Origin of the sequence: Staphylococcus sp. 2S1 (assembly GCF_046721335.1) — a bacterium.
GTDB lineage: Bacteria > Bacillota > Bacilli > Staphylococcales > Staphylococcaceae > Staphylococcus > Staphylococcus equorum_A.
This window is the reverse complement of the sequence record NZ_JBEUUJ010000003.1, coordinates 2,481,069-2,500,658: the sequence shown is the minus strand read 5'-3', so window position 1 is coordinate 2,500,658 and position 19,590 is coordinate 2,481,069. Positions and strand designations below refer to the sequence as shown.

General features: G+C 33.1%; 9 protein-coding genes, 8 pseudogenes and 1 riboswitch. Of the genes and pseudogenes, 12 read left to right on the top strand and 5 right to left on the bottom strand.

The window, feature by feature from the left end; genetic code table 11:
• Nucleotides 1-91 precede the first annotated feature (91 nt).
• A pseudogene (locus ABLV90_RS12950) lies at nucleotides 92-946 on the top strand (N-acetylglucosaminidase).
• A 551-nt stretch (nucleotides 947-1,497) separates the two neighbouring features.
• On the opposite strand, the pseudogene ABLV90_RS12945 reads toward ABLV90_RS12950, so the two are convergent.
• Nucleotides 1,498-2,425 (bottom strand): annotated as a pseudogene (locus ABLV90_RS12945) (osmoprotectant ABC transporter substrate-binding protein).
• A 176-nt stretch (nucleotides 2,426-2,601) separates the two neighbouring features.
• On the opposite strand from ABLV90_RS12945, the pseudogene ABLV90_RS12940 reads away from it, so the two are divergent.
• The 5 genes and pseudogenes from ABLV90_RS12940 to ribE (ABLV90_RS12920) all read left to right on the top strand — a co-directional run bounded on the left by ABLV90_RS12940 (nucleotide 2,602) and on the right by ribE (ABLV90_RS12920) (nucleotide 7,997).
• A pseudogene (locus ABLV90_RS12940) lies at nucleotides 2,602-4,072 on the top strand (FAD/NAD(P)-binding protein).
• A 284-nt stretch (nucleotides 4,073-4,356) separates the two neighbouring features.
• Nucleotides 4,357-4,490: riboswitch (FMN riboswitch) on the top strand.
• A 160-nt stretch (nucleotides 4,491-4,650) separates the two neighbouring features.
• Entirely contained in the window at nucleotides 4,651-5,694 is a 1,044-nt protein-coding gene (gene ribD / locus ABLV90_RS12935) for a bifunctional diaminohydroxyphosphoribosylaminopyrimidine deaminase/5-amino-6-(5-phosphoribosylamino)uracil reductase RibD (protein WP_427707914.1), read from the top strand.
• A gap of 6 nt (nucleotides 5,695-5,700) precedes the next feature.
• Nucleotides 5,701-6,333 carry a riboflavin synthase gene (gene ribE / locus ABLV90_RS12930; protein ID WP_046465612.1) on the top strand — a complete coding sequence of 211 codons (633 nt, stop codon included), beginning with the start codon at nucleotides 5,701-5,703 and terminating at the stop codon, nucleotides 6,331-6,333.
• A 10-nt stretch (nucleotides 6,334-6,343) separates the two neighbouring features.
• Nucleotides 6,344-7,526, top strand: a pseudogene (gene ribB / locus ABLV90_RS12925) (3,4-dihydroxy-2-butanone-4-phosphate synthase).
• 12 nt (nucleotides 7,527-7,538) lie between these two features.
• A complete protein-coding gene (ribE, locus tag ABLV90_RS12920; RefSeq protein WP_046465610.1) occupies nucleotides 7,539-7,997 on the top strand; it encodes a 6,7-dimethyl-8-ribityllumazine synthase in 459 nt (152 codons plus the stop codon).
• A gap of 112 nt (nucleotides 7,998-8,109) precedes the next feature.
• Here ribE (ABLV90_RS12920) and ABLV90_RS12915 read toward each other — a convergent pair whose 3' ends face one another.
• Entirely contained in the window at nucleotides 8,110-9,111 is a 1,002-nt protein-coding gene (locus ABLV90_RS12915; protein WP_460872736.1) for a proline dehydrogenase family protein, read from the bottom strand.
• 264 nt (nucleotides 9,112-9,375) lie between these two features.
• Here ABLV90_RS12915 and ABLV90_RS12910 point away from each other — a divergent pair, with 264 nt between their 5' ends.
• The 3 genes and pseudogenes from ABLV90_RS12910 to ABLV90_RS12900 all read left to right on the top strand — a co-directional run bounded on the left by ABLV90_RS12910 (nucleotide 9,376) and on the right by ABLV90_RS12900 (nucleotide 11,956).
• On the top strand, nucleotides 9,376-10,200 hold the full coding sequence (locus ABLV90_RS12910) for an alpha/beta fold hydrolase (protein ID WP_069818199.1): 825 nt from the start codon (nucleotides 9,376-9,378) through the stop codon (nucleotides 10,198-10,200).
• Nucleotides 10,201-10,447: 247 nt separating this feature from the next.
• Nucleotides 10,448-11,405: pseudogene (locus tag ABLV90_RS12905) on the top strand (L-lactate dehydrogenase).
• Between the two features lie 149 nt (nucleotides 11,406-11,554).
• Nucleotides 11,555-11,956: a transcriptional regulator, SarA/Rot family gene (locus ABLV90_RS12900; RefSeq protein ID WP_021339039.1), complete on the top strand. Its 402-nt coding sequence runs from the start codon at nucleotides 11,555-11,557 to the stop codon at nucleotides 11,954-11,956.
• A 131-nt stretch (nucleotides 11,957-12,087) separates the two neighbouring features.
• Here ABLV90_RS12900 and ABLV90_RS12895 read toward each other — a convergent pair.
• A pseudogene (locus ABLV90_RS12895) lies at nucleotides 12,088-12,649 on the bottom strand (tRNA (mnm(5)s(2)U34)-methyltransferase).
• The gene (locus tag ABLV90_RS12890) at nucleotides 12,646-13,599 is read right to left on the bottom strand and encodes a tRNA modification radical SAM protein MnmL/YtqA (RefSeq protein ID WP_427707908.1); all 954 of its coding nucleotides are present in this window, start codon (nucleotides 13,597-13,599) and stop codon (nucleotides 12,646-12,648) included. Before ABLV90_RS12890 ends, ABLV90_RS12895 begins: the two are co-directional and overlap by 4 nt.
• Before the next feature lie 110 nt (nucleotides 13,600-13,709).
• On the opposite strand from ABLV90_RS12890, the pseudogene ABLV90_RS12885 reads away from it, so the two are divergent.
• The 3 genes and pseudogenes from ABLV90_RS12885 (at nucleotide 13,710) to ABLV90_RS12875 (ending at nucleotide 18,005) form a co-directional block, all read left to right on the top strand.
• Nucleotides 13,710-14,881: pseudogene (locus ABLV90_RS12885) on the top strand (MDR family MFS transporter).
• Nucleotides 14,882-15,278: 397 nt separating this feature from the next.
• A complete protein-coding gene (gene leuS, locus ABLV90_RS12880; protein WP_460872735.1) occupies nucleotides 15,279-17,693 on the top strand; it encodes a leucine--tRNA ligase in 2,415 nt (804 codons plus the stop codon).
• An 18-nt stretch (nucleotides 17,694-17,711) separates the two neighbouring features.
• On the top strand, nucleotides 17,712-18,005 hold the full coding sequence (locus ABLV90_RS12875; RefSeq protein ID WP_427707904.1) for a rhodanese-like domain-containing protein: 294 nt from the start codon (nucleotides 17,712-17,714) through the stop codon (nucleotides 18,003-18,005).
• A gap of 291 nt (nucleotides 18,006-18,296) precedes the next feature.
• On the opposite strand, the pseudogene ABLV90_RS12870 reads toward ABLV90_RS12875, so the two are convergent.
• A pseudogene (locus ABLV90_RS12870) lies at nucleotides 18,297-19,557 on the bottom strand (NAD(P)/FAD-dependent oxidoreductase).
• Between the last annotated feature and the right edge of the window lie 33 nt (nucleotides 19,558-19,590).

Sequence of the window (19,590 nt, the reverse complement as noted above, 5' to 3'; positions counted from 1 at the left end):
TAGTGTTAAACTTTATAATCGGATGGCTTTAAAGCTATGATACATATGACGAAGGCGTGTCCTTCCTAATTATTACCTAAGAGGTGTAAACATGACGAAGCATAAAAAAGGCTCAATTCTATCAATCATTGGTTTATTGATAGTCTTAGGTGTAGTCATGCGGTTGTTGTTTTTTCAATGATCTCAGATCAAATCTTTTTTAAAGAAGTTGACGAACAAGAAAAAGTAGAAAATCTTAAAGTAACTTTGGATAAAGCATCTAAAAAACAAATTGATAATTATACTAGCCAACAAGTTTCAAGCAAAGATAATAAAACATGGAGAGATGCGTCATCTACTGAGATAAAAGCTGCGATGAACAGTAGTGAATTTATTGAAAGTGATACGCAAAAATACCAATTTTTAGAATTAGATAAGTATCAAGGTATTGATGAAAATAGAATAAAACGCATGCTCATAGATAACCCTACGTTGTTAGAGCATTCAGATGATTTTATAAAAGCAAGCACAGGATAAGCACGTCAATGAAGTTTATTTAATTTCACATGCGTTACTTGAAACAGGCTCTGCTAAAAGTGAGCTTGCAAGTGGTGTAGAAATTGATGGTAAAAAATATTATAACTTCTTTGGTGTAGGTGCACTTGATGAAGATCCGATTAAAACAGGTTCAGAATATGCTAAAAAACATGGCTGGGACACACCACAAAAAGCAATTAGTGGTGGGGCTAACTTCATTCATGATCACTTTTTATCTAATGAAGATCAAAACACGCTTTATAGTATGAGATGGAATCCTAAAAATCCAGGAGAACACCAATACGCTACAGACATTAAATGGGCTGAAAGTAATGCGACTTTAATGGCTCATTTCTATGAAGATATGAAAACAGAAGGTAAATATTATAAATATTTTGTTTATAAAGATGATGAAAAGCACAAAAATTAGATAAGTATTTGAAATATTATTTCTAATACAATAGAACGAAGAACACCAATTGCTATAAAAGCAGTTGGTTTCAGACTGCCAACAAAGCCTCTGGCTTTGTTGGCAGTTTTTTTGTGCACGCTTTCCGCCGGCACTGCCTTAGCCTGTAGTCTTCAGCTTGTGATTTATTAACGAGTCAGGCGTCGGCCCAAATTACTGCCAATATTTTAATATTTATAAATTAAACAGTGATGGTGTTTATTATGTTGAATCAATCAATTGATAATGGCAGAGCATCTATAAATCCTATTTTTTAATTGATATTATTCTCTTGAAGTAAGCTTTATTTATTAATTTCATAATTTATATAAAAAAAGAGTCTCCAATTTTGGAAACTCTTTTTTATTATTCTACTTTGTTTTTTTTGCTTATAAGAATGAAGAACATGAGCGCTGATATAAACACTTTTATAGTAAATTTCATATTATCACATCCTAATCTATGCCAACATATTAACATTAAATGGGTGTGAAGATACATCAATAACTACATACAGGTGTATATACTGAGCATTATTCTTTTTCAAAGTAATTGTGCTCTTTTAAAAATTCTTCTGCAACAACTGCGGGCTCTTTGCCTTCTCCATCTGCTTCATAATTTAATTTTTGCATTTGCTCCGTACTTATTTTATCGTTCAATTTATTAAGTGCTTTCTTAACTTCTGGTTGTTCTTTTAAAAGTTTATTTGGTGCTACAGCACTTGCATCATATGTTGGGAAGAACTTTTTATCATCTTCAAGTACTACTAAATCATAAGCTCGCAATTCTACCATCAGTCGTATAGCCTAGTGCAACATCTAATTTTTTACTTTTCAAAGCATCGTAAACGAGTCCGATTTGCATCGGTTTAATAGAATCAAAAGCAAAACCATAATGTGCTTGGAAAGGTGCATAACCATCGCCCCCACGTTTAATCCAAGTGGTATCTGTGCCTACATCTACTTGATCTTTTACTTTTTCTAAATCTGAAACAGTATGTAAATCATATTTTTCAGCAGTTTCTTTGGTTACCATAAAGGCAAAGGTATTTTCAAAACCATATGAATCAAAAAAGGTCTGATTAAATTTTTGCTGAAACAATTTTTTAGTTAAAGCCATCGCTTTTTTAGGGTCAGTAACGGGTTCAGACTCAAGGACACCCACTAAATCTGTCCCAGTATATCGCGTGCTCGAAATATCAGCATCGTTATTCATTAGCGCATTATGCTGGATTGTAGCTGAGCCTAAGTTATTAATGATTGAACCTTTAGTTTTACCTTTTGTATCATGTTCGATAAGATCTATGATCATATATGCCATGATTTGAGACTCACTCGTAGCCAAAGCTGAAACTTTAATCTCGTTCTTTGATTGACTTCCACCAAGTCCTGGCAATCCACAACCGGATAATAATATTGTACTTGCTATAATTAAAAATAATAAATGTTTTAAAAATTTCATTGTCTAGCTCCTTAAAATAAGTACAGAAATAATATTTTTTCAATATATTAATATTAACATATTTATCAAAATATTATAACAACGCTAAATTGTACGGTAGTTGAATACATTAGCATGTAATATAAGGTTAATCATTGCTATAATGAATATAAATAAATTTAATAAGGATGTGTACAATGCGAATAGCTATCATAGGAATGGGCACAGCGGGTGTAAGCTTGCTAAAGGAATTAGTGAAACATGATAATTTTGCAACAATGAATATAGACATGTACGATAATCCTAAAAATATGGGGCAAGGTGTACCTTTTCAAAATGACAGTGATCAATTATTAATCAATATGCCCGCGAAACAAATGTCTTTAAATTTAGATAATCAAGGTGAATTTTACGAATGGTACAAATCACAATCGATATTTAAGTTTTCTAATCCGGAGTATTTACCAAGGTTTATATTTGGTCATTATATGAAAGATTTTTTAGAAAAATATAATCAGCAATTTGAAAATGTCCAGATGATTAAAGAAGAAGTGTCAGAAGTTTTCATTGAGGCTGATGTAGGTCAAACGGATGTTAAATATTATGTTTGTACGTCGAAAGACATGTCGAATTGTCAAAAGTATGATGCTGTATTTTTAACGATTGGTACACTGTCATACCATGATCCATACCATTTGAAAGGAAAAAAAGGATATATTCACACACCATATCCAACTTATAATACGTTAGATGATGTGAAGGATACTGACAGAATTGCGATCATTGGCACAGGTTTAGCATCTTTAGATGTAATTCGTTATGTTACTGCACATCATCCTAAATTACCAATTACTATAACAAGTCGCAAAGGTCAATTGCCAAGCGTGAGAGGCGAAATGCCTGACATTGAATTTAAATACTTAACACCAGAAAATTTTAATGCAATAAAGAACGAAAATTTTGGAAATGTACCTTTAGAAAAAGCACTAACTTTATTTATGAAAGATTGTGCATATTATGATATTGCAATTGAAAAATTAGTGCACCGTAGACAAAATGACCCTGTGAAGGATTTAACATATGATTTAGAACACGCAACTGAATTAGGGGCATTCCAAAGTATACTTGAATTAGTAAAAGAGAATTTAAATTGGATTTGGAATAGTTTCAGTAGGGAAGATCAAAAACAATTTTTAAAAGATTACCAATCTATATTAAAGGATAATTCTAATCCAATGCCTCCACGCACAGACTCGATTAATTATAGATCATATCAAAAATGGGACTATTGAAATTAAAAGTGGTCTAGAGGATGTTCAATATGAAGCAAGTCAATTTTGTTTCAAATATAAAAATGAAACAGAGGCAAACCATAAATTTGATGTCGTAATCAACGCAACTGGTTCAAAAACACAACTTTCAGATCTTGATAGTGATGATCAATTGGTTTTGAATCTTGAAAATAGACAGGTTGTACAAGCGCATCCACTTGGTGGTATTCAAATTATTGCTGAAACAAATCAAATTATAAGCCCTCGTTATGGAACACTTAAACACATGTACGCATTAGGTCAATTAACAAATGGAATCAATCAGTCTCGAAATGGTGTAGCAATGATAGTTAAACAAGCAGTTAGCATAGTAAATCAGTTATTACCGAATAAGTAATTACAAAAATAAAAACATTAACTGTATGGTTTCGAGAGGTTAATCTGTTAAATGATAACTAGATTATTAAGGTTATAAAAGTCATAATAAAAATTAATTTATTTTTTCATTAATTTAAGTAAAAAGCTTTTCTTATTAGTATTTAAAGCATTTTAATAATAATAATACGTTAAAAATAAAGCCGACTTAGATAATATGAATTGTCATTCTGCCTAAAATGTAGTACGATATTGGTGTAACTTAGTAAGAGTTACTTGACTCAATCATTAATTACAATTTCATAGATATTCTTTCGGGGCAGGGTGAAATTCCCAACCGGCAGTAAACAAAGCCTGCGACCCGCATTTGATTATTCAAATGTGGCTGATCTAGTGAGATTCTAGAGCCGACAGTAAAGTCTGGATGGGAGAAAGAATGAAGTATAACAAAAACGACACTTTTTAAGTGTTTATTTGGCATACACTTATGTTTGAAAATGGATAAGTGTATTTAACTTGAAGCTAATGATGTTATATCAATATATCCCACACCTGAAATATTTTATTTCAGGTGTTTTTTTATTATTTAGAGGTGATAACGTGAGTCAATATTTAAATTATGCAATCCAATTAGCAAAAATGGTCAATGGTCAAACGGGTGTAAACCCACCTGTAGGCGCGGTAGTTGTTAAAGACGGCCGAATCGTAGGGATGGGCGCACACTTAAAAAAGGGCGATAAACATGCTGAAGTACAAGCGTTAGATATGGCACAAGATGAAGCTAAAGAGGGTACCATTTTTATCTCATTAGAGCCATGTACACATTTTGGTTCAACGCCACCTTGTGTAAATAAAATTATTGATTTTGGCATAAAGAAAGTCATATATGCTGTAAAAGATACGACTTTAGCGTCTAACGGTGACGAAATATTACAACATGCGGGAGTAGAAGTTGAATTTCGTCATAATGCAGAAGCAGAACACTTGTACAAAGACTTCTTTATAAGCAAAAGTAAAGAGGTTCCTGAAGTGACAGTTAAAGTAGCTTGTAGTTTAGACGGTAAACAGGCCACTGATGAAGGTGAAAGTAAATGGATTACGAATACAGCCGTTAAGCATGATGTATTCAACTTACGTCATACGCATGATGCTGTACTTACAGGTAGAGGCACGTTAGATGCAGATAACCCTCAATATACAACACGAATTGAGGAAGGTAAGCATCCAATAAAAGTGATTTTATCGCAATCAGGCCAAATTGATTTTGAATTAGACATGTTTAAAAATGCTAATACACCTATTTGGATTTATACACAAAATAAAAACTTGAAAACAGATATTGAACATGTAGAAATTATTATTTTAACTGATTGTTCAATTGAAAATATTTTAATAGATTTATATCAAAAGGGAATTGGGAAATTGTTAGTAGAAGCGGGTCCAACCGTATCTTCAGCATTTCTACAATCTCAATATACGAATGAACTTATCTTATATTATGCCCCGAAAATTATAGGTGGTTCTGGTAATTATCAATTTTATCAAACTAAAAACATTTTTAGATTATCAGAAGTACCACAATTCGAAATTGTTAATTCCCAAATGCTTGAGCAAAACATTAAATTAGAGTTGCGAAAGAAGTGAATAATCATGTTTACCGGTATTGTTGAAGAAATAGGCACGATTAAAAAAATAACGACACAACAATCTGTAGTTAACTTAACAATTGATTGCGAGACCATCTTATCAGACATGCATATAGGAGATTCTATAAGTGTGAATGGCGCATGTTTAACTGTTGTTGATTTTAATAAGCATTCGTTTTCAGTACAAGTAATTAAAGGTACAGAAAATAAGACTTATCTAAATCATTTAAACCAATCTGCAGAAGTGAATTTAGAAAGAGCGATGAGTGGTCAAGGTCGTTTTGGAGGGCACTTTGTGCTCGGGCATGTAGATGAAGTAGCTAAGATTACACGTATACAAGCATCAGATAATTCTAAAATTGTAACAATAAAGCCTACTACTACACTTATTAAACAAATGGTGCCACAAGGATCCATAACTGTAGATGGCGTAAGTTTAACTATTTTTCAATTAAAAGATGCTGAATTCGACATTCATCTCATTCCTGAAACGCGAAGATCCACTATTTTAAATCAAAAACGTGTAGGCGATCCGGTCCATATTGAAACTGATATGTTATTCAAATATGTAGAGAGAATTGTCAGTAATAATGAATCAGGATTAAGCACCGAAAAACTTAGAGCATTTGGATTTTAGGAGGGGTAGTATGAAATTAGATAGTATAGATACAGCGCTTGCGGAGCTTAAAAAAGGTAAAAGTATTGTGGTCGTTGATGATGAAAACAGAGAGAACGAAGGCGACCTAGTAGCTGTGACAGAATGGATGCAAGATAATACCGTTAATTTCATGGCGAAATATGGTAGAGGACTCATCTGTGCACCAATTAGCAAAGATATAGCCAGAAAATTAGAACTCAATCCAATGGTGAGTCATAACTCTGATGTTTATGGTACAGAGTTTACTGTGAGTGTCGATCATATTAATACGACGACAGGTATTAGTGCTCGGAGAAAGAACAATGACAGCAAAAGCGTTGATAGAAGAAAATGCAACAGCTAGTGATTTTAATAAACCAGGTCACTTATTTCCGTTAATTGCACAAGATAATGGTGTGTTAGAAAGACGTGGTCATACAGAAGCATCTGTAGATTTAGCAAAACTAACAGGAGCAAAGCCAGCAGCATTAATTTGTGAAATTATGAATGAAGATGGTTCAATGGCTAAAGGTGAAGAATTAGAAGCATTTAAGGAAAAGCATGAGCTTGTAATGATTTCTATTGAAGATTTAGAAACATATAGAAAATCACTCACATCTAAGTTAGAAGCAAAAGCAAAAGTAAAAATGCCTACTAAACATGGTAAGTTTGATATGTATGGTTTTACTTCACAGACGAGTGACGAAGAACTTGTGGCGATTGTAAGTGGAGACATAAAGAAAACTGAGAATGTGCGTATTCATTCTTCTTGTCTGACAGGAGATATTTTTCATAGTCAAAGATGTGATTGTGGAGAACAACTTGAAGCTTCTATGAAATATATAAGTGAACATGGTGGCATTATTTTATATTTACCTCAAGAAGGTAGAGGTATTGGTTTAATTAATAAGTTAAAAGCATATGAACTTATTGAACAAGGTTATGATACTGTGACAGCTAATATTGCTTTAGGTTTCGACGAAGATTTGAGAGATTATAAAGACGCCGCAAAAATTTTAAAGTATTTTGGTATTGAAAGCGTGAATTTGTTAAGCAATAATCCCAAAAAATTCGAAAGTCTAGAAACTTATGGTGTAAATATTGCGAAAAGAATTGAGCTAGTAGTTCCAACAAATAAATTTAATCAAGATTATATGGATACAAAAAAAGAAAAAATGGGTCATTTAATATAGGAGGGCAATAAGATGAATTTTGAAGGTAAATTAATAGGTTCAGATTTAAAAGTAGCAATTGTGGTAAGTAGGTTTAATGATTTTATTACAAATCGTTTATTGGACGGGGCTAAAGATACTTTAGTGCGACATGAAGTACCGAAAGAAAACATTGATGTAGCATATGTACCAGGTGCATTTGAAATTCCATTAGTAGCTAAAAAATTAGCTCAAAAAGGTGAATATGATGCTGTAATCACTTTAGGTTGTGTAATAAGAGGATCTACTTCTCATTATGATTATGTTTGTAATGAAGTGGCGAAAGGTGTTTCTAAGGCAAATGATATTGCCGATACACCAGTTATCTTCGGTGTTGTGACAACTGAAAATATTGAACAAGCAATAGAACGTGCCGGCACAAAAGCAGGTAATAAAGGTGCAGATGCAGCAATTAGTGCAATAGAAATGGCTAATTTATTAAAAGAAATATAATAGAACCAGACTGAAGCACTAACTTTTTTATAAAGGCTATAGGTGTTTCTACTAAAATAAAAAGAATTGGACTTAACGAAATCGTTATTGTCCAATTCTTTTTTGTTAAAGATTATTTTTTTAAAAGACGATATACTAAAGCACTAGCCGCTCCAAAGGCCGCAACTACACCTGTAACGATACCCGCTTTTTTCATTACTTCGGGTTTCATTAACTCTTTAAACATTAAATTTAAATTTTGAGGTCGTTCAGCTAGTCGTCTCATAAAGTAACTAAACCAATCATCCCCATATGGTACATAAATACAGAAATTGTTACCTTCACCGACTATTTTCTCTGCTAAATCAGTACGGAAACCATATAACATTTGAAATTCGTACTGATTTTTTTCAATATTATTATCTTTGATAAATTGTTTTATATGTGTAATAACTTTATCATCATGAGTGGCAATTGAAGTTACATTTTTAGCGTTTAATAGTCTTTTTTCAATTAAACGTATGTAATTTTCGTCAATGTCTTCTTTAGTTTGATAAGCTATTGTATCAATTTCTTTATATGCGCCTTTAACCATGCGCAATCGTAATTCCGGATATTTTTCTACAAGTGTATCGCCTTCATATAAATAACCTTGAATTACGGTACCTACATTTTTGAATTCACCTTTTAAACGGTCTAACACTTGCGTGATGTCAAATAAACTATCATACTTTTCAGTATCGATATTAATATGCATATTATTAAACTCATTCGCTTTTAATAATATTTCACGTAGATTGCGATAAGCAAGATCTAAATCAAATTCAGAGCCTAACTGGCTTAATTTAATAGACATGTGACCATCTAAGCTACGATTATAAATAGCATACATCACTTCTAATATTTGATCTTTTGATTGAATTGCTTCACCTTCAGTTACAACAAATTCTCCAAGGCAATCTACAGTAACTGTAATTCCCTTGCTGTTTAGACGTTCAATTGTGTTTAATAAGGCTTCGATTGTATTGCCGGCAACCACTTTATTAGCACCGAGCATTGGACCGATTTCCTTAGCACTCTTATTTAAAAAAGGGTTGTTAGATAACCCGATAAAAAAATTTTTCACAATTGGCATATTAATTCCTCCCATTCTGCTTACAGCTGATCTTTCAATATAAGTGTAGCATGAATCTAAAGGGAATGAAATCGTTTACAATAGAATATATTACACTTTATTTTATTAAATACACTTATGATAAAGTGTTGATTATAAGATGCTTTTAATTTTTAAAACAAATTGAGTTTTTCGCGTCTATGGTTATCTTTAAAATGGAAAAAGTACATCGTATTTTGATACAATAAATATAATGAAATTTAACGAGAAGGGGAAGTATGTATTATGTGGAAATGGGAAACCGAAAAGGAAGCTAAAGGTGTCGTTGTAATTGCACATAACATGCTTGAACATACGGGAAGATACGCATATGTAATTACGATGCTTCGCCGAAATGGATATCATGTTATTATGGGCGATTTACCTGGACAAGGGCAAACGTCACGTTCTAACAAAGGTCAAATTGACAGTTTTGATGTATATCATGAGCATATTCTAGAGTGGATTAGAATAGCGAATGAGTATAAAATACCTACTTACGTGTTAGGTGTCGGTTTAGGTGGTTTAATTACACTTAATTTACTTGAAAAAGTAGAAGTACCAATTGAAGGTTTGATGCTTTTATCTCCACTTTTAGAATTTAAAAAGAGTAATAAATCTCGTAAAGACAAAATAATTTCAAATATAGGTAAAGTAGCTAAAGATACAAGATTTAAAGTAGGGATTACAGTTGAAGACTTAACACGAAACGAAGAAGTAATTGAAGAAACAAAAAATGACCAGTTGATGTTGCAAAAAGTAACTTATCATTGGTATAAACAAATCATAGAAATTATGAAAGAAACGGTAACACATTTAACTGATATTAAACCATTACCACTATTGTTAATGTATGGTCTAGAAGATCAAGTTGCGGATGTATCAACAATGGAATTAATTAAAGACAAAGTCACAACCGAAGAATTATATTTCAAAGCATGGGAAGGACTTTATCATGAGGTACATAATGAACCTGAAAGAGATGAAGTAATGAGATATATTTTGGCATTTTTAAATAATAGTGCAAGCAATAATGGCTTTATCGTTCATGATGAACATGAAGTATCTTAATTAAAAGAACCCTTATACTAAAATAGAGTAAGAAAAGCATCGGAAAACTTTAAATGTTATCTGATGCTTTTTTTTATAAAATTATCAGAAGTATGGTGTATGTAAATCTATTAGAAAGATTAACAAAATAATATTGTGAAAAAAATAACAAAGTTATTGAAAAACTTATGAAATACTGTTATATTTATATTGTGAAATAAATCACAAACATTAACTAAATGATTGAATACGTGAGGAGCGTCATATAATGAAACAAATTAAAAATAATAAAGTAGTTTTAATAGGTGATGGGGCAGTAGGTTCAAGTTATGCTTTTGCGTTAGTAGCTCAAGGTGTTGCTGATGAATTAGTAATTATTGATTTAGACGAAGAAAAAGTTAAGGGCGACGTCATGGATTTAAATCACGGTGCGCCATATGGTGATTCACCAGTGAAAATCAAAGCAGGCGCGTATAATGAATGTACAAATGCAGATTTAGTAGTTATTACTGCCGGAGCAGCTCAAAAACCAGGTGAAACACGCTTAGATCTTATCGAAAAAAACACCCAAATTTTTAAAGGAATTGTTTCTGAAGTTATGGAATCTGGATTTGATGGTATTTTCTTAATTGCAACCAATCCGGTAGATGTCTTAACATATGTGACATACAAAGTATCTGGTTTACCGAAAGAAAAAGTGATAGGCTCTGGGACAATTTTAGATACAGCACGTTTTAAATATGAATTAGCTGAAGAATTTGGCGTTTCACCAGGTAGTGTGCATGGTCAAATCATCGGTGAACATGGCGATTCAGAATTAGCGGTATGGTCTCAAGCTAATATAGCCGGTCAATCTTTATATCAATTTTTAAAAGATGACCCTGAAAAACAACACAGGGTTGAAGAGATTTTTACAAATACGCGTGATGCTGACCTACGATATAATACAAGCAAAGGGTGCAACGTATTATGGGATTGCAATGGGGCTATTACACATTACAAAAGCAATTTTAAATAACCAAAATGTTGTACTAACAGTTTCGAGTTATTTAGAAGGTGAATACAACCAAGAAGATGTCTATATTGGTGTACCAACACAAGTAAATAAAGAAGGTGCTGTAAAAGTTTTTGAAATGCCTCTAGACAGCCATGAGCGCGAATTATTCGAAAAATCAGCTACTATTTTGAAAGAAATGCAAAATAAAATATCTCATATAATTGCATAATTCATAGTTTAAATTTAAACTGTATATAAGATTAATTTTATTAAAAATTCTAATGTTAATTCAGTGAAGAATTTATTTACTAAGAATGATGTTTTTTGATAAATTAATTTTACATGTTTAACTTTATACTATGATTGGGGGATTATTCTATGGGGAAGACATTTACTGATAATGTTGATGGCGTTTTAAGATTAGAAATGGTGTTGAATGACATCGAAGATATCTTTAACAAAGTTCAAAAGCAGTACAAGATGTCGAAAGAAGAAATTTTGATTCTTTTAACGCTTTGGAAAGAAGGATCGATGACTTTAAAAGAAATGGATGATTTTGTGCACATTAAATCTTATAAGCGTACAAGAACTTATAATGATTTAGTGGAAAAAGCGTGGATCATTAAAGAAAGACCACAAAATGACGAACGTACAGTTATCATTCATTTCAATGAAGATTTAAAAGCGCAACGGGAAAGCCTTTTAAATTTCTTCAAAGAAGAAATTGAATCAAAATCAACTAGCATTCAAACTAGTCTTAAATCTATCATTAACTTATAGGGAATAAGCAAAGCCTCGGTAGTCAAATACCGAGGCTTTTGTTTGTCTTTTTTATTTTATTTTCGAATAAATTGTTAATAATCGTGATTGTGTTAAGAAATTATATCTTGAACTCATGAGGTATTCACAGTCTAAATTTTTTCAAGTGCACAGATAAACGGCGGGTTATTCTGTTGATTGATAAATTGATATTGCAATACATGTGCTTTAGTTTGATCAAACTGTGACAAATATTCAATTACAGCATCACGTTCTAATTTACCTTCATCATGACCATGGTAGATCACTAATATAATGACGCCTTCTGGAGCTAATATATCAAAAATTGAGTTGATAGCTGATAATGTACTTTCAGGGTGGGTAACAATCGATTTATCACCTTTAGGTAAATATCCTAAATTGAAAATGGCAAGCATCCACTTTACCAGCTTCAATCTCTTGAATATGCTGTTTTACATGCGCATGACTATCTTGAATCAACATTACATTGTCATAACCTTCAGTTTTTTGTTTTGTATTACTAATAGCTTCTGCTTGGATGTCAAATGCATATACTTTACCGTGAGGCACTTGTTGCGCAAGAAAAAGTGTGTCATTGCCATTACCACAAGTAGCATCTATGACAATGCTTTCTGATGTCATATGTTGTTGAAGCAACGTTTTCGCAAATGGTAAAATGCGTTCTAATTTCATGATTTTATCGTACTTTCAAAATGTTTTCCTTGATATGATTCTCTGCGACCTAGTTCATTATCAATTTCGTTCAGTACTTCCCATTTATTAACACTCCACATTGGACCTACCATTAAATCAATCGGACCATCACCAGTAATTCTATGAACAATCATATCTTTTGGAATGATTTCTAATTGATCACAAACTAATTTAGTATATTCATCCTGTGACATAAATTCTAACATGCCTTTATCATACTGTTTCACCATTGGCGTGCCTTTAAGTAAATGAAGTAAATGAATTTTAATACCTTGGACGTCCATTTGAGCGACTTCTTTAGCCGTCTCCATCATCATCGTATAGTCTTCGCCTGGCAAACCATTAATAATATGCGTACAAATATTAATATTATGCTTACGTAATTTAGCGATACCTTCATAATATGTTTGCATATCATGCGCGCGATTGATTAAATCTGATGTTTCTTGGTGTACCGTTTGTAAGCCAAGCTCTACCCATAAATATGTACGCTCATTTAACTCTGCCAAATACTCAACCACATCATCAGGCAAACAATCAGGTCGTGTACCTATTGAAAGGCCAACAACACCAGGTTCCTTCAAAGCAGTTTCATATTTTTCACGTAATTCTTCAACAGGTGCATGCGTATTTGTAAATGCTTGGAAGTAAGCAATGTATTGACCGTCACTCCATTTTTCGTGCATTCTATCTTTAATTTGTTGAAATTGTACATCGATTGGATCCACACGATTACCTGCAAAATCTCCGCTACCTGCAGCTGAACAGAAAGTACATCCTCCATGTGCTACAGTACCGTCTCTATTAGGACAATCAAAGCCACCGTCAATTGCTACTTTGAAAATCTTTTGTCCAAATTTATTTTTTAAGTGATAATTCCAAGTGTGATATCTTTTATTCTCGAATGCGTAAGGGAAAAATTGTCCCATAAAACATTTTCCTTTCTGAATTCATTCTAGTTAAAGATTTTAACATATTTTAATGATATAGTGTTTAGTGTAAAATTAGAAATTTTTAAAATAGAGAGGAGCTTACTGTTATGAAAATGCCTAAATCAGTGTGGTGGTTAGTTATTGGGATGGCATTAAATATCACTGGCTCAAGTTTTTTATGGCCCTTAAATACAATTTATATGAATGAACAATTAGATAAAAGTCTTACAATGGCTGGTTTTGTCCTAATGATTAATTCGTTTGGTATGGTCATTGGTAATTTATTAGGTGGTAATTTATTTGATAAATTAGGTGGCTATCCAACAATTATGATAGGTACTGTTATATGTTTAATCAGTACAACACTCTTGAATTTCTTCCACGGATGGCCTTGGTATGCGGTTTGGCTCGTAGCATTAGGTTTTGGCGGGGGTATGATTATTCCAGCTATTTATGCACTTGCAGTGCGCCGCATGGCCTCAAGGTGGCCGCCAAACATTTAACGCAATCTATTTAGCGCAAAATTTAGGCGTCGCTATAGGAGCAAGATCCGGAGGTTTTGTGGCAGAGTTGAGTTTCAATTATATATTTATAGCTAACTTATTAATGTATGTAGCATTTGCAGTGGTAGCAATTACACAATTTAATATTAAACTTGATGTGAAAGTAAAATCGAATGATACGATGTCCTTATTATCTAAACAAAACAGAGTTCAATTTACTGCGCTGTCACTTTTATGTGTGATGTTTAGTATTTGTTGGATTGCATATATTCAATGGGAGAGTACGATTGCTTCTTTCACTCAAGAAATTAATATGTCAATGAGCCAATACAGTTTATTATGGACTGTTAATGGTATTATGATTCTGGTTGCACAACCGCTGATTATGCCGGTGATCAGGTTGCTAAAAGGTAATTTGAAATATCAAATGTTAGTAGGTATATCGATTTTCATAGTGTCATTTTTAGTGACGAGTTTTGCTGAACAATTTTCAGTGTTCATGATAGGTATGATTATACTGACATTAGGTGAAATGTTTGTTTGGCCAGCTCGTTCCAACAATTGCAAACCAATTAGCTCCAAAAGGGAAAGAAGGAGCGTTTCAAGGGTATGTTAACTCAGCAACAACTGTTGGTAAGGCTTTTGGTCCACTTATAGGTGGGGTCCTTGTAGATACACTAAATATGCAAGCGATGTTTTTAAGTATGATAGGGTTATTAGTTATCGCAGTGTTTTTCTTAATGATTTATGATAAGAAATTACCAAAAGACGTATAAGTTATACGTGGAAAATAAAAAGTTTAATCATTTTCTCGAACAGGTGTAAGGTTGCCTGTTCGATTTTTTTATAAAAACTAATAAATCGCCACACAGAAACTTTTAGTGTAGCTTTATTTCACGTTTTCCACTTGAAATAAAACCTTTTTTCAAATATCATTAGTAATGTATAGGAGTAGTAACTTAAAAGCTTTTCTACAGAGAACTAGGAAAGGTGGAACCTAGTGTTAAGCATTGAGTGAACTTACCAGGACTTAAATGAATTTATAACATCTCTAACTATTAATTTAAATGAGCGCACATTTAATGTGAAACTGGGTGGTACCGCGGTGAAAGTCGTCCCTTTTGAAGTCGATAATAGTTTGAGGTGTTTTTTTATTGAATAGGAGGAAAAGTAGTGAACTACAATCATAATGAAATTGAAAAGAAATGGCAGGATTATTGGGCAGAACATAAAACTTTTAAAACGAGCGATAATTTAGGTCAAAAAAAATTCTATGCGCTAGACATGTTTCCATACCCATCAGGTGCAGGACTTCATGTAGGGCATCCAGAAGGTTATACAGCTACAGATATTATTTCTCGTTATAAACGTATGCAAGGATATAATGTGTTACATCCAATGGGGTGGGATGCATTTGGTCTTCCCGCAGAACAGTATGCCTTAGACACTGGGAATGATCCTCGTGAATTTACTAAAAAGAATATTCAGACGTTTAAACGTCAAATTAAAGAATTAGGTTTCAGTTATGATTGGGATAGAGAAGTGAATACTACAGACCCAGAATATTATAAATGGACGCAATGGATTTTTATTCAATTATATAATAAAGGACTCGCTTACGTAGATGAAGTTGCAGTAAACTGGTGTCCAGAACTTGGTACAGTACTTTCAAATGAAGAAGTTATTGACGGTTTGTCTGAACGTGGTGGCCACCCTGTGGTAAGAAAACCAATGAAACAGTGGGTATTAAAAATTACTGAATATGCAGATCGTTTACTTGAAGATTTAAATGACTTAGATTGGCCTGAGTCTTTAAAAGACATGCAACGTAACTGGATTGGTCGTTCAGAAGGAGTCGCTATCGCATTCGACGTAGAAGACAGTGATGCCCAAATTGAAGTGTTTACAACACGTGCAGATACTGTATACGGTGCAACCTTCTTAGTGTTAAGTCCTGAACATGAACTAGTAAATGAAATTACAACAGCTGATCAAGAAGCGACTATCAAAGATTATCAACAAGAAGCGGCTAAAAAGTCAGACTTAGAACGTACAGGTTTATCTAAAGAAAAATCAGGTGTGTTCACTGGCGCATATGCAACGAATCCTTTATCGGGGCAACAAGTGCCAATTTGGATTGCTGATTATGTGCTTGCCACATATGGAACTGGTGCAGTTATGGCAGTACCAAGTGGAGACCAAAGAGACTATGAATTCGCAAAAACATTTGATTTGCCAATTTTAGAAGTTATCGAAGGTGGAGACTTATCGCAAGAAGCCTATGATGGAGATGGACCACATGTTAATTCAGGTGAGTTAAATGGTTTATACAACGAAGAAGCGATTGCTAAAGCAATTGAATTGTTGGAACAAAAAGGTGCGGGTACTCGCAAAGTAAATTATAAATTACGAGACTGGTTATTTAGTCGCCAAAGATATTGGGGTGAACCAATACCTGTAATTCATTGGGAAGATGGTTCAATGACCACTGTTCCAGAAGAAGAACTACCATTACTTTTACCTGAAACGGATGAAATCAAGCCTTCAGGTACAGGTGAATCTCCATTAGCTAACATTTCAGATTTTGTTAATGTGGTTGATGAAGAAACTGGAATGAAAGGTCGCCGCGAAACAAATACGATGCCACAATGGGCAGGTAGCTGTTGGTATTATTTAAGATATATTGATCCTGATAATGACCAAATGCTTGCAGATCCAGAAAAATTAAAACACTGGCTACCGGTTGATTTATACATTGGTGGTGTAGAACACGCAGTACTTCACTTATTATATGCGAGATTCTGGCATAAAGTTTTATATGATTTAGGTGTAGTTCCTACTAAAGAACCATTCCAAAAATTATTTAACCAAGGCATGATACTTGGTGAAGGTAATGAAAAAATGAGTAAGTCAAAAGGTAATGTAATCAACCCAGATGATATCGTGAAATCACATGGTGCTGATACTTTACGTATGTATGAAATGTTTATGGGACCACTTGATGCAGCAATTGCATGGAGCGAAAATGGCCTGGACGGCTCTAGACGTTTTTTAGATAGAGTTTGGCGCTTATTAGTAACTGATGATGGTTTGATTTCCGATAAAGTGGTAAACAATAACAGTAAAGCTTTAGATAAGAGTTATCATCAAACAGTGAAAAAAGTAACTGAAGATTATAATACGTTGAATTTCAATACTGCAATAAGTCAACTTATGGTATTTATTAATGATTGTTATAAAGCAGATGAAATTTACAAACCATACATTGAAGGTTTCATTAAAATGTTGGCACCAATTGCGCCACATATATCTGAAGAATTATGGACGCAACTTGGACATGAAGAAACAATCACTTATCAACCATGGCCTTCATATGATGAATCATTACTCGTTGATGATGAAATCGAGATTGTTGTTCAAGTGAACGGTAAAGTACGTGCTAAGATTAATATCCCTAAAGACACTTCAAAAGAAGAAATGGAACAATTAGCACTTGGTAATGAAAATGTTAAGGCTGAAATTGAAGGTAAAGAGATTAAGAAAGTCATTGCAGTACCGAAAAAATTAGTTAACATTGTAGCTCAATAATAACAGGAGGAATTATTTATGGAATCTATAACAATTGATGAATTAAAAGAGAAAATTTTAGATAGTGACCCAATTCATATCGTTGATGTTAGAACAGATGAAGAAACAGCTATGGGTGTGATACCAGGCGCAGAAACAATACCGATGAATCAAGTTCCGGATGAATTAAATCATTTTAATAAAGATGAAACATACTACATCATCTGTAAAGTGGGCGGTCGTAGTGCACAAGTAGTACAATACCTTGAGCAAAATGATATCCATGCAGTTAACGTTGAAGGCGGCATGGATGCATGGGGCGACGAAGGTTGAGAAATCAATAGTATTTAAGTTAAAATAAAGCTTATAATATTGAATTGAAAATATTGTAAGTTTTATTTTTAGAGCGTTTATTGCAATTTTAAAATGTCGACAAAGTCTCTGACTTTGTTGGCATTTTTTTGTGCAGTATTCCATAAGCGCAACATCATCTTATAGTCTTTAGCTATGAACTTGTCGAAGACAAAGATTACTTCAAAGAAAAATACAAATCAAAAAAACAAACAAAATGCTATAAGCGCATTTTGTTTGTTTTTTTTGATTTGTGAAGCTTATATTTCAGCATTAAAGATGAAATTCACCCGCGTTTGAACCGGCTACATTACCAGTGACTAAAGCGCTTGTGATATTATATCCACCTGTGTAACCATGTATATCTAATACTTCACCGCATAAAAATAACCCTGGTACGTGTTTTGACATCATAGATTTAGGGTGTATTTCTTTTAATGACACACCACCACCAGTTACAAAAGCTTTATCGATGGGCAACGTTCCATTGACAGTAAAAGTAAATCCTTTAAATAATTCAACTAATTTATTAATTTGTGCATTTGAAATATGGTGAGCAGTTAAGTCATCACTAATTTGTGCTTGTTCAATAATGAATAATAAATAACGTTCTTCGATTAACCCGTGCAAACTATTTTTAATATATTTGTCAGGTGTATCTTTTAATATATTTCTAATTTGTGCTTCTAATTGAGCGACACTCAGATTTGGAAAAACATCAAGTTGCATCTGAATCTCTTTTTGTTTTTGACTTTTTTGCTCTTTATATACAAATTGACTACATCTCAGTGCGGCAGGTCCACTTATACCAAAATGTGTGAATATCATATCCATTTGATGTGTGATACGTTGTTTGCCATTCTTTTTTAATACGGATAGTGCAACATCTTTTAAACTTAATCCTTTTAAACGTTTGTTCTTAATAAATGGTTCAGAAGATGTTATAGGGACTTCGGTTGGAAATAATTCTGTAATTGTATGCCCTAAATGTTTAGCGAATTTATAACCATCTCCAGTAGAACCAGTTTTGGGTACACTAGTACCACCAGTCGCAATAATAAGACTCTTACATTCAAATTGTTGTTGATTATTTAGCATAACTTCAAACGTTTGTTGGGGCGTATATTCAATAGATTGAACAGTTGATTCTTCTTTAACGTCGACATTATTTTGTTGTAACGTATGAATGAGTGCATCTACCACGTCTTGTGCTTTATTAGATACTGGAAACATACGACCATGATCTTCTTCTTTTAAACCTACACCTCTGGATTCGAAAAATTGAATGATGGATTCATTATCAAATACAGAGAAAGGGCTATATAAAAACTTTCCATTACCCGGTATGTTTTTAATAATTTCATCATAAGGAAGGCGGTTAGTAACATTACAGCGGCCACCACCAGAAATTTTCAGCTTGCGACCCAATCCTTTTTTCTTTTCAATTAATAAAACATTTTCACTATTTTGACTTGTCGCAGCTGGCGACCATGAGTCCACTTGGCCCACCACCGATTATAATTGTTTGATACATTTTATTGCCTCCCTTAGCTATATAGTGTTATTT

What these genes read in the sequence shown, in the direction of transcription:
- ABLV90_RS12915 (WP_460872736.1), bottom strand. Translation starts at nt 9,111, where the DNA reads ATGCCAATTGTGAAAAATTTTTTTATCGGGTTATCTAACAACCCTTTT.
- ABLV90_RS12900 (WP_021339039.1), top strand. Translation starts at nt 11,555, where the DNA reads ATGGGGAAGACATTTACTGATAATGTTGATGGCGTTTTAAGATTAGAA.
- ribE (WP_046465612.1), top strand. Translation starts at nt 5,701, where the DNA reads ATGTTTACCGGTATTGTTGAAGAAATAGGCACGATTAAAAAAATAACG.
- ABLV90_RS12875 (WP_427707904.1), top strand. Translation starts at nt 17,712, where the DNA reads ATGGAATCTATAACAATTGATGAATTAAAAGAGAAAATTTTAGATAGT.
- ABLV90_RS12910 (WP_069818199.1), top strand. Translation starts at nt 9,376, where the DNA reads ATGTGGAAATGGGAAACCGAAAAGGAAGCTAAAGGTGTCGTTGTAATT.
- ribE (WP_046465610.1), top strand. Translation starts at nt 7,539, where the DNA reads ATGAATTTTGAAGGTAAATTAATAGGTTCAGATTTAAAAGTAGCAATT.
- ABLV90_RS12890 (WP_427707908.1), bottom strand. Translation starts at nt 13,599, where the DNA reads ATGGGACAATTTTTCCCTTACGCATTCGAGAATAAAAGATATCACACT.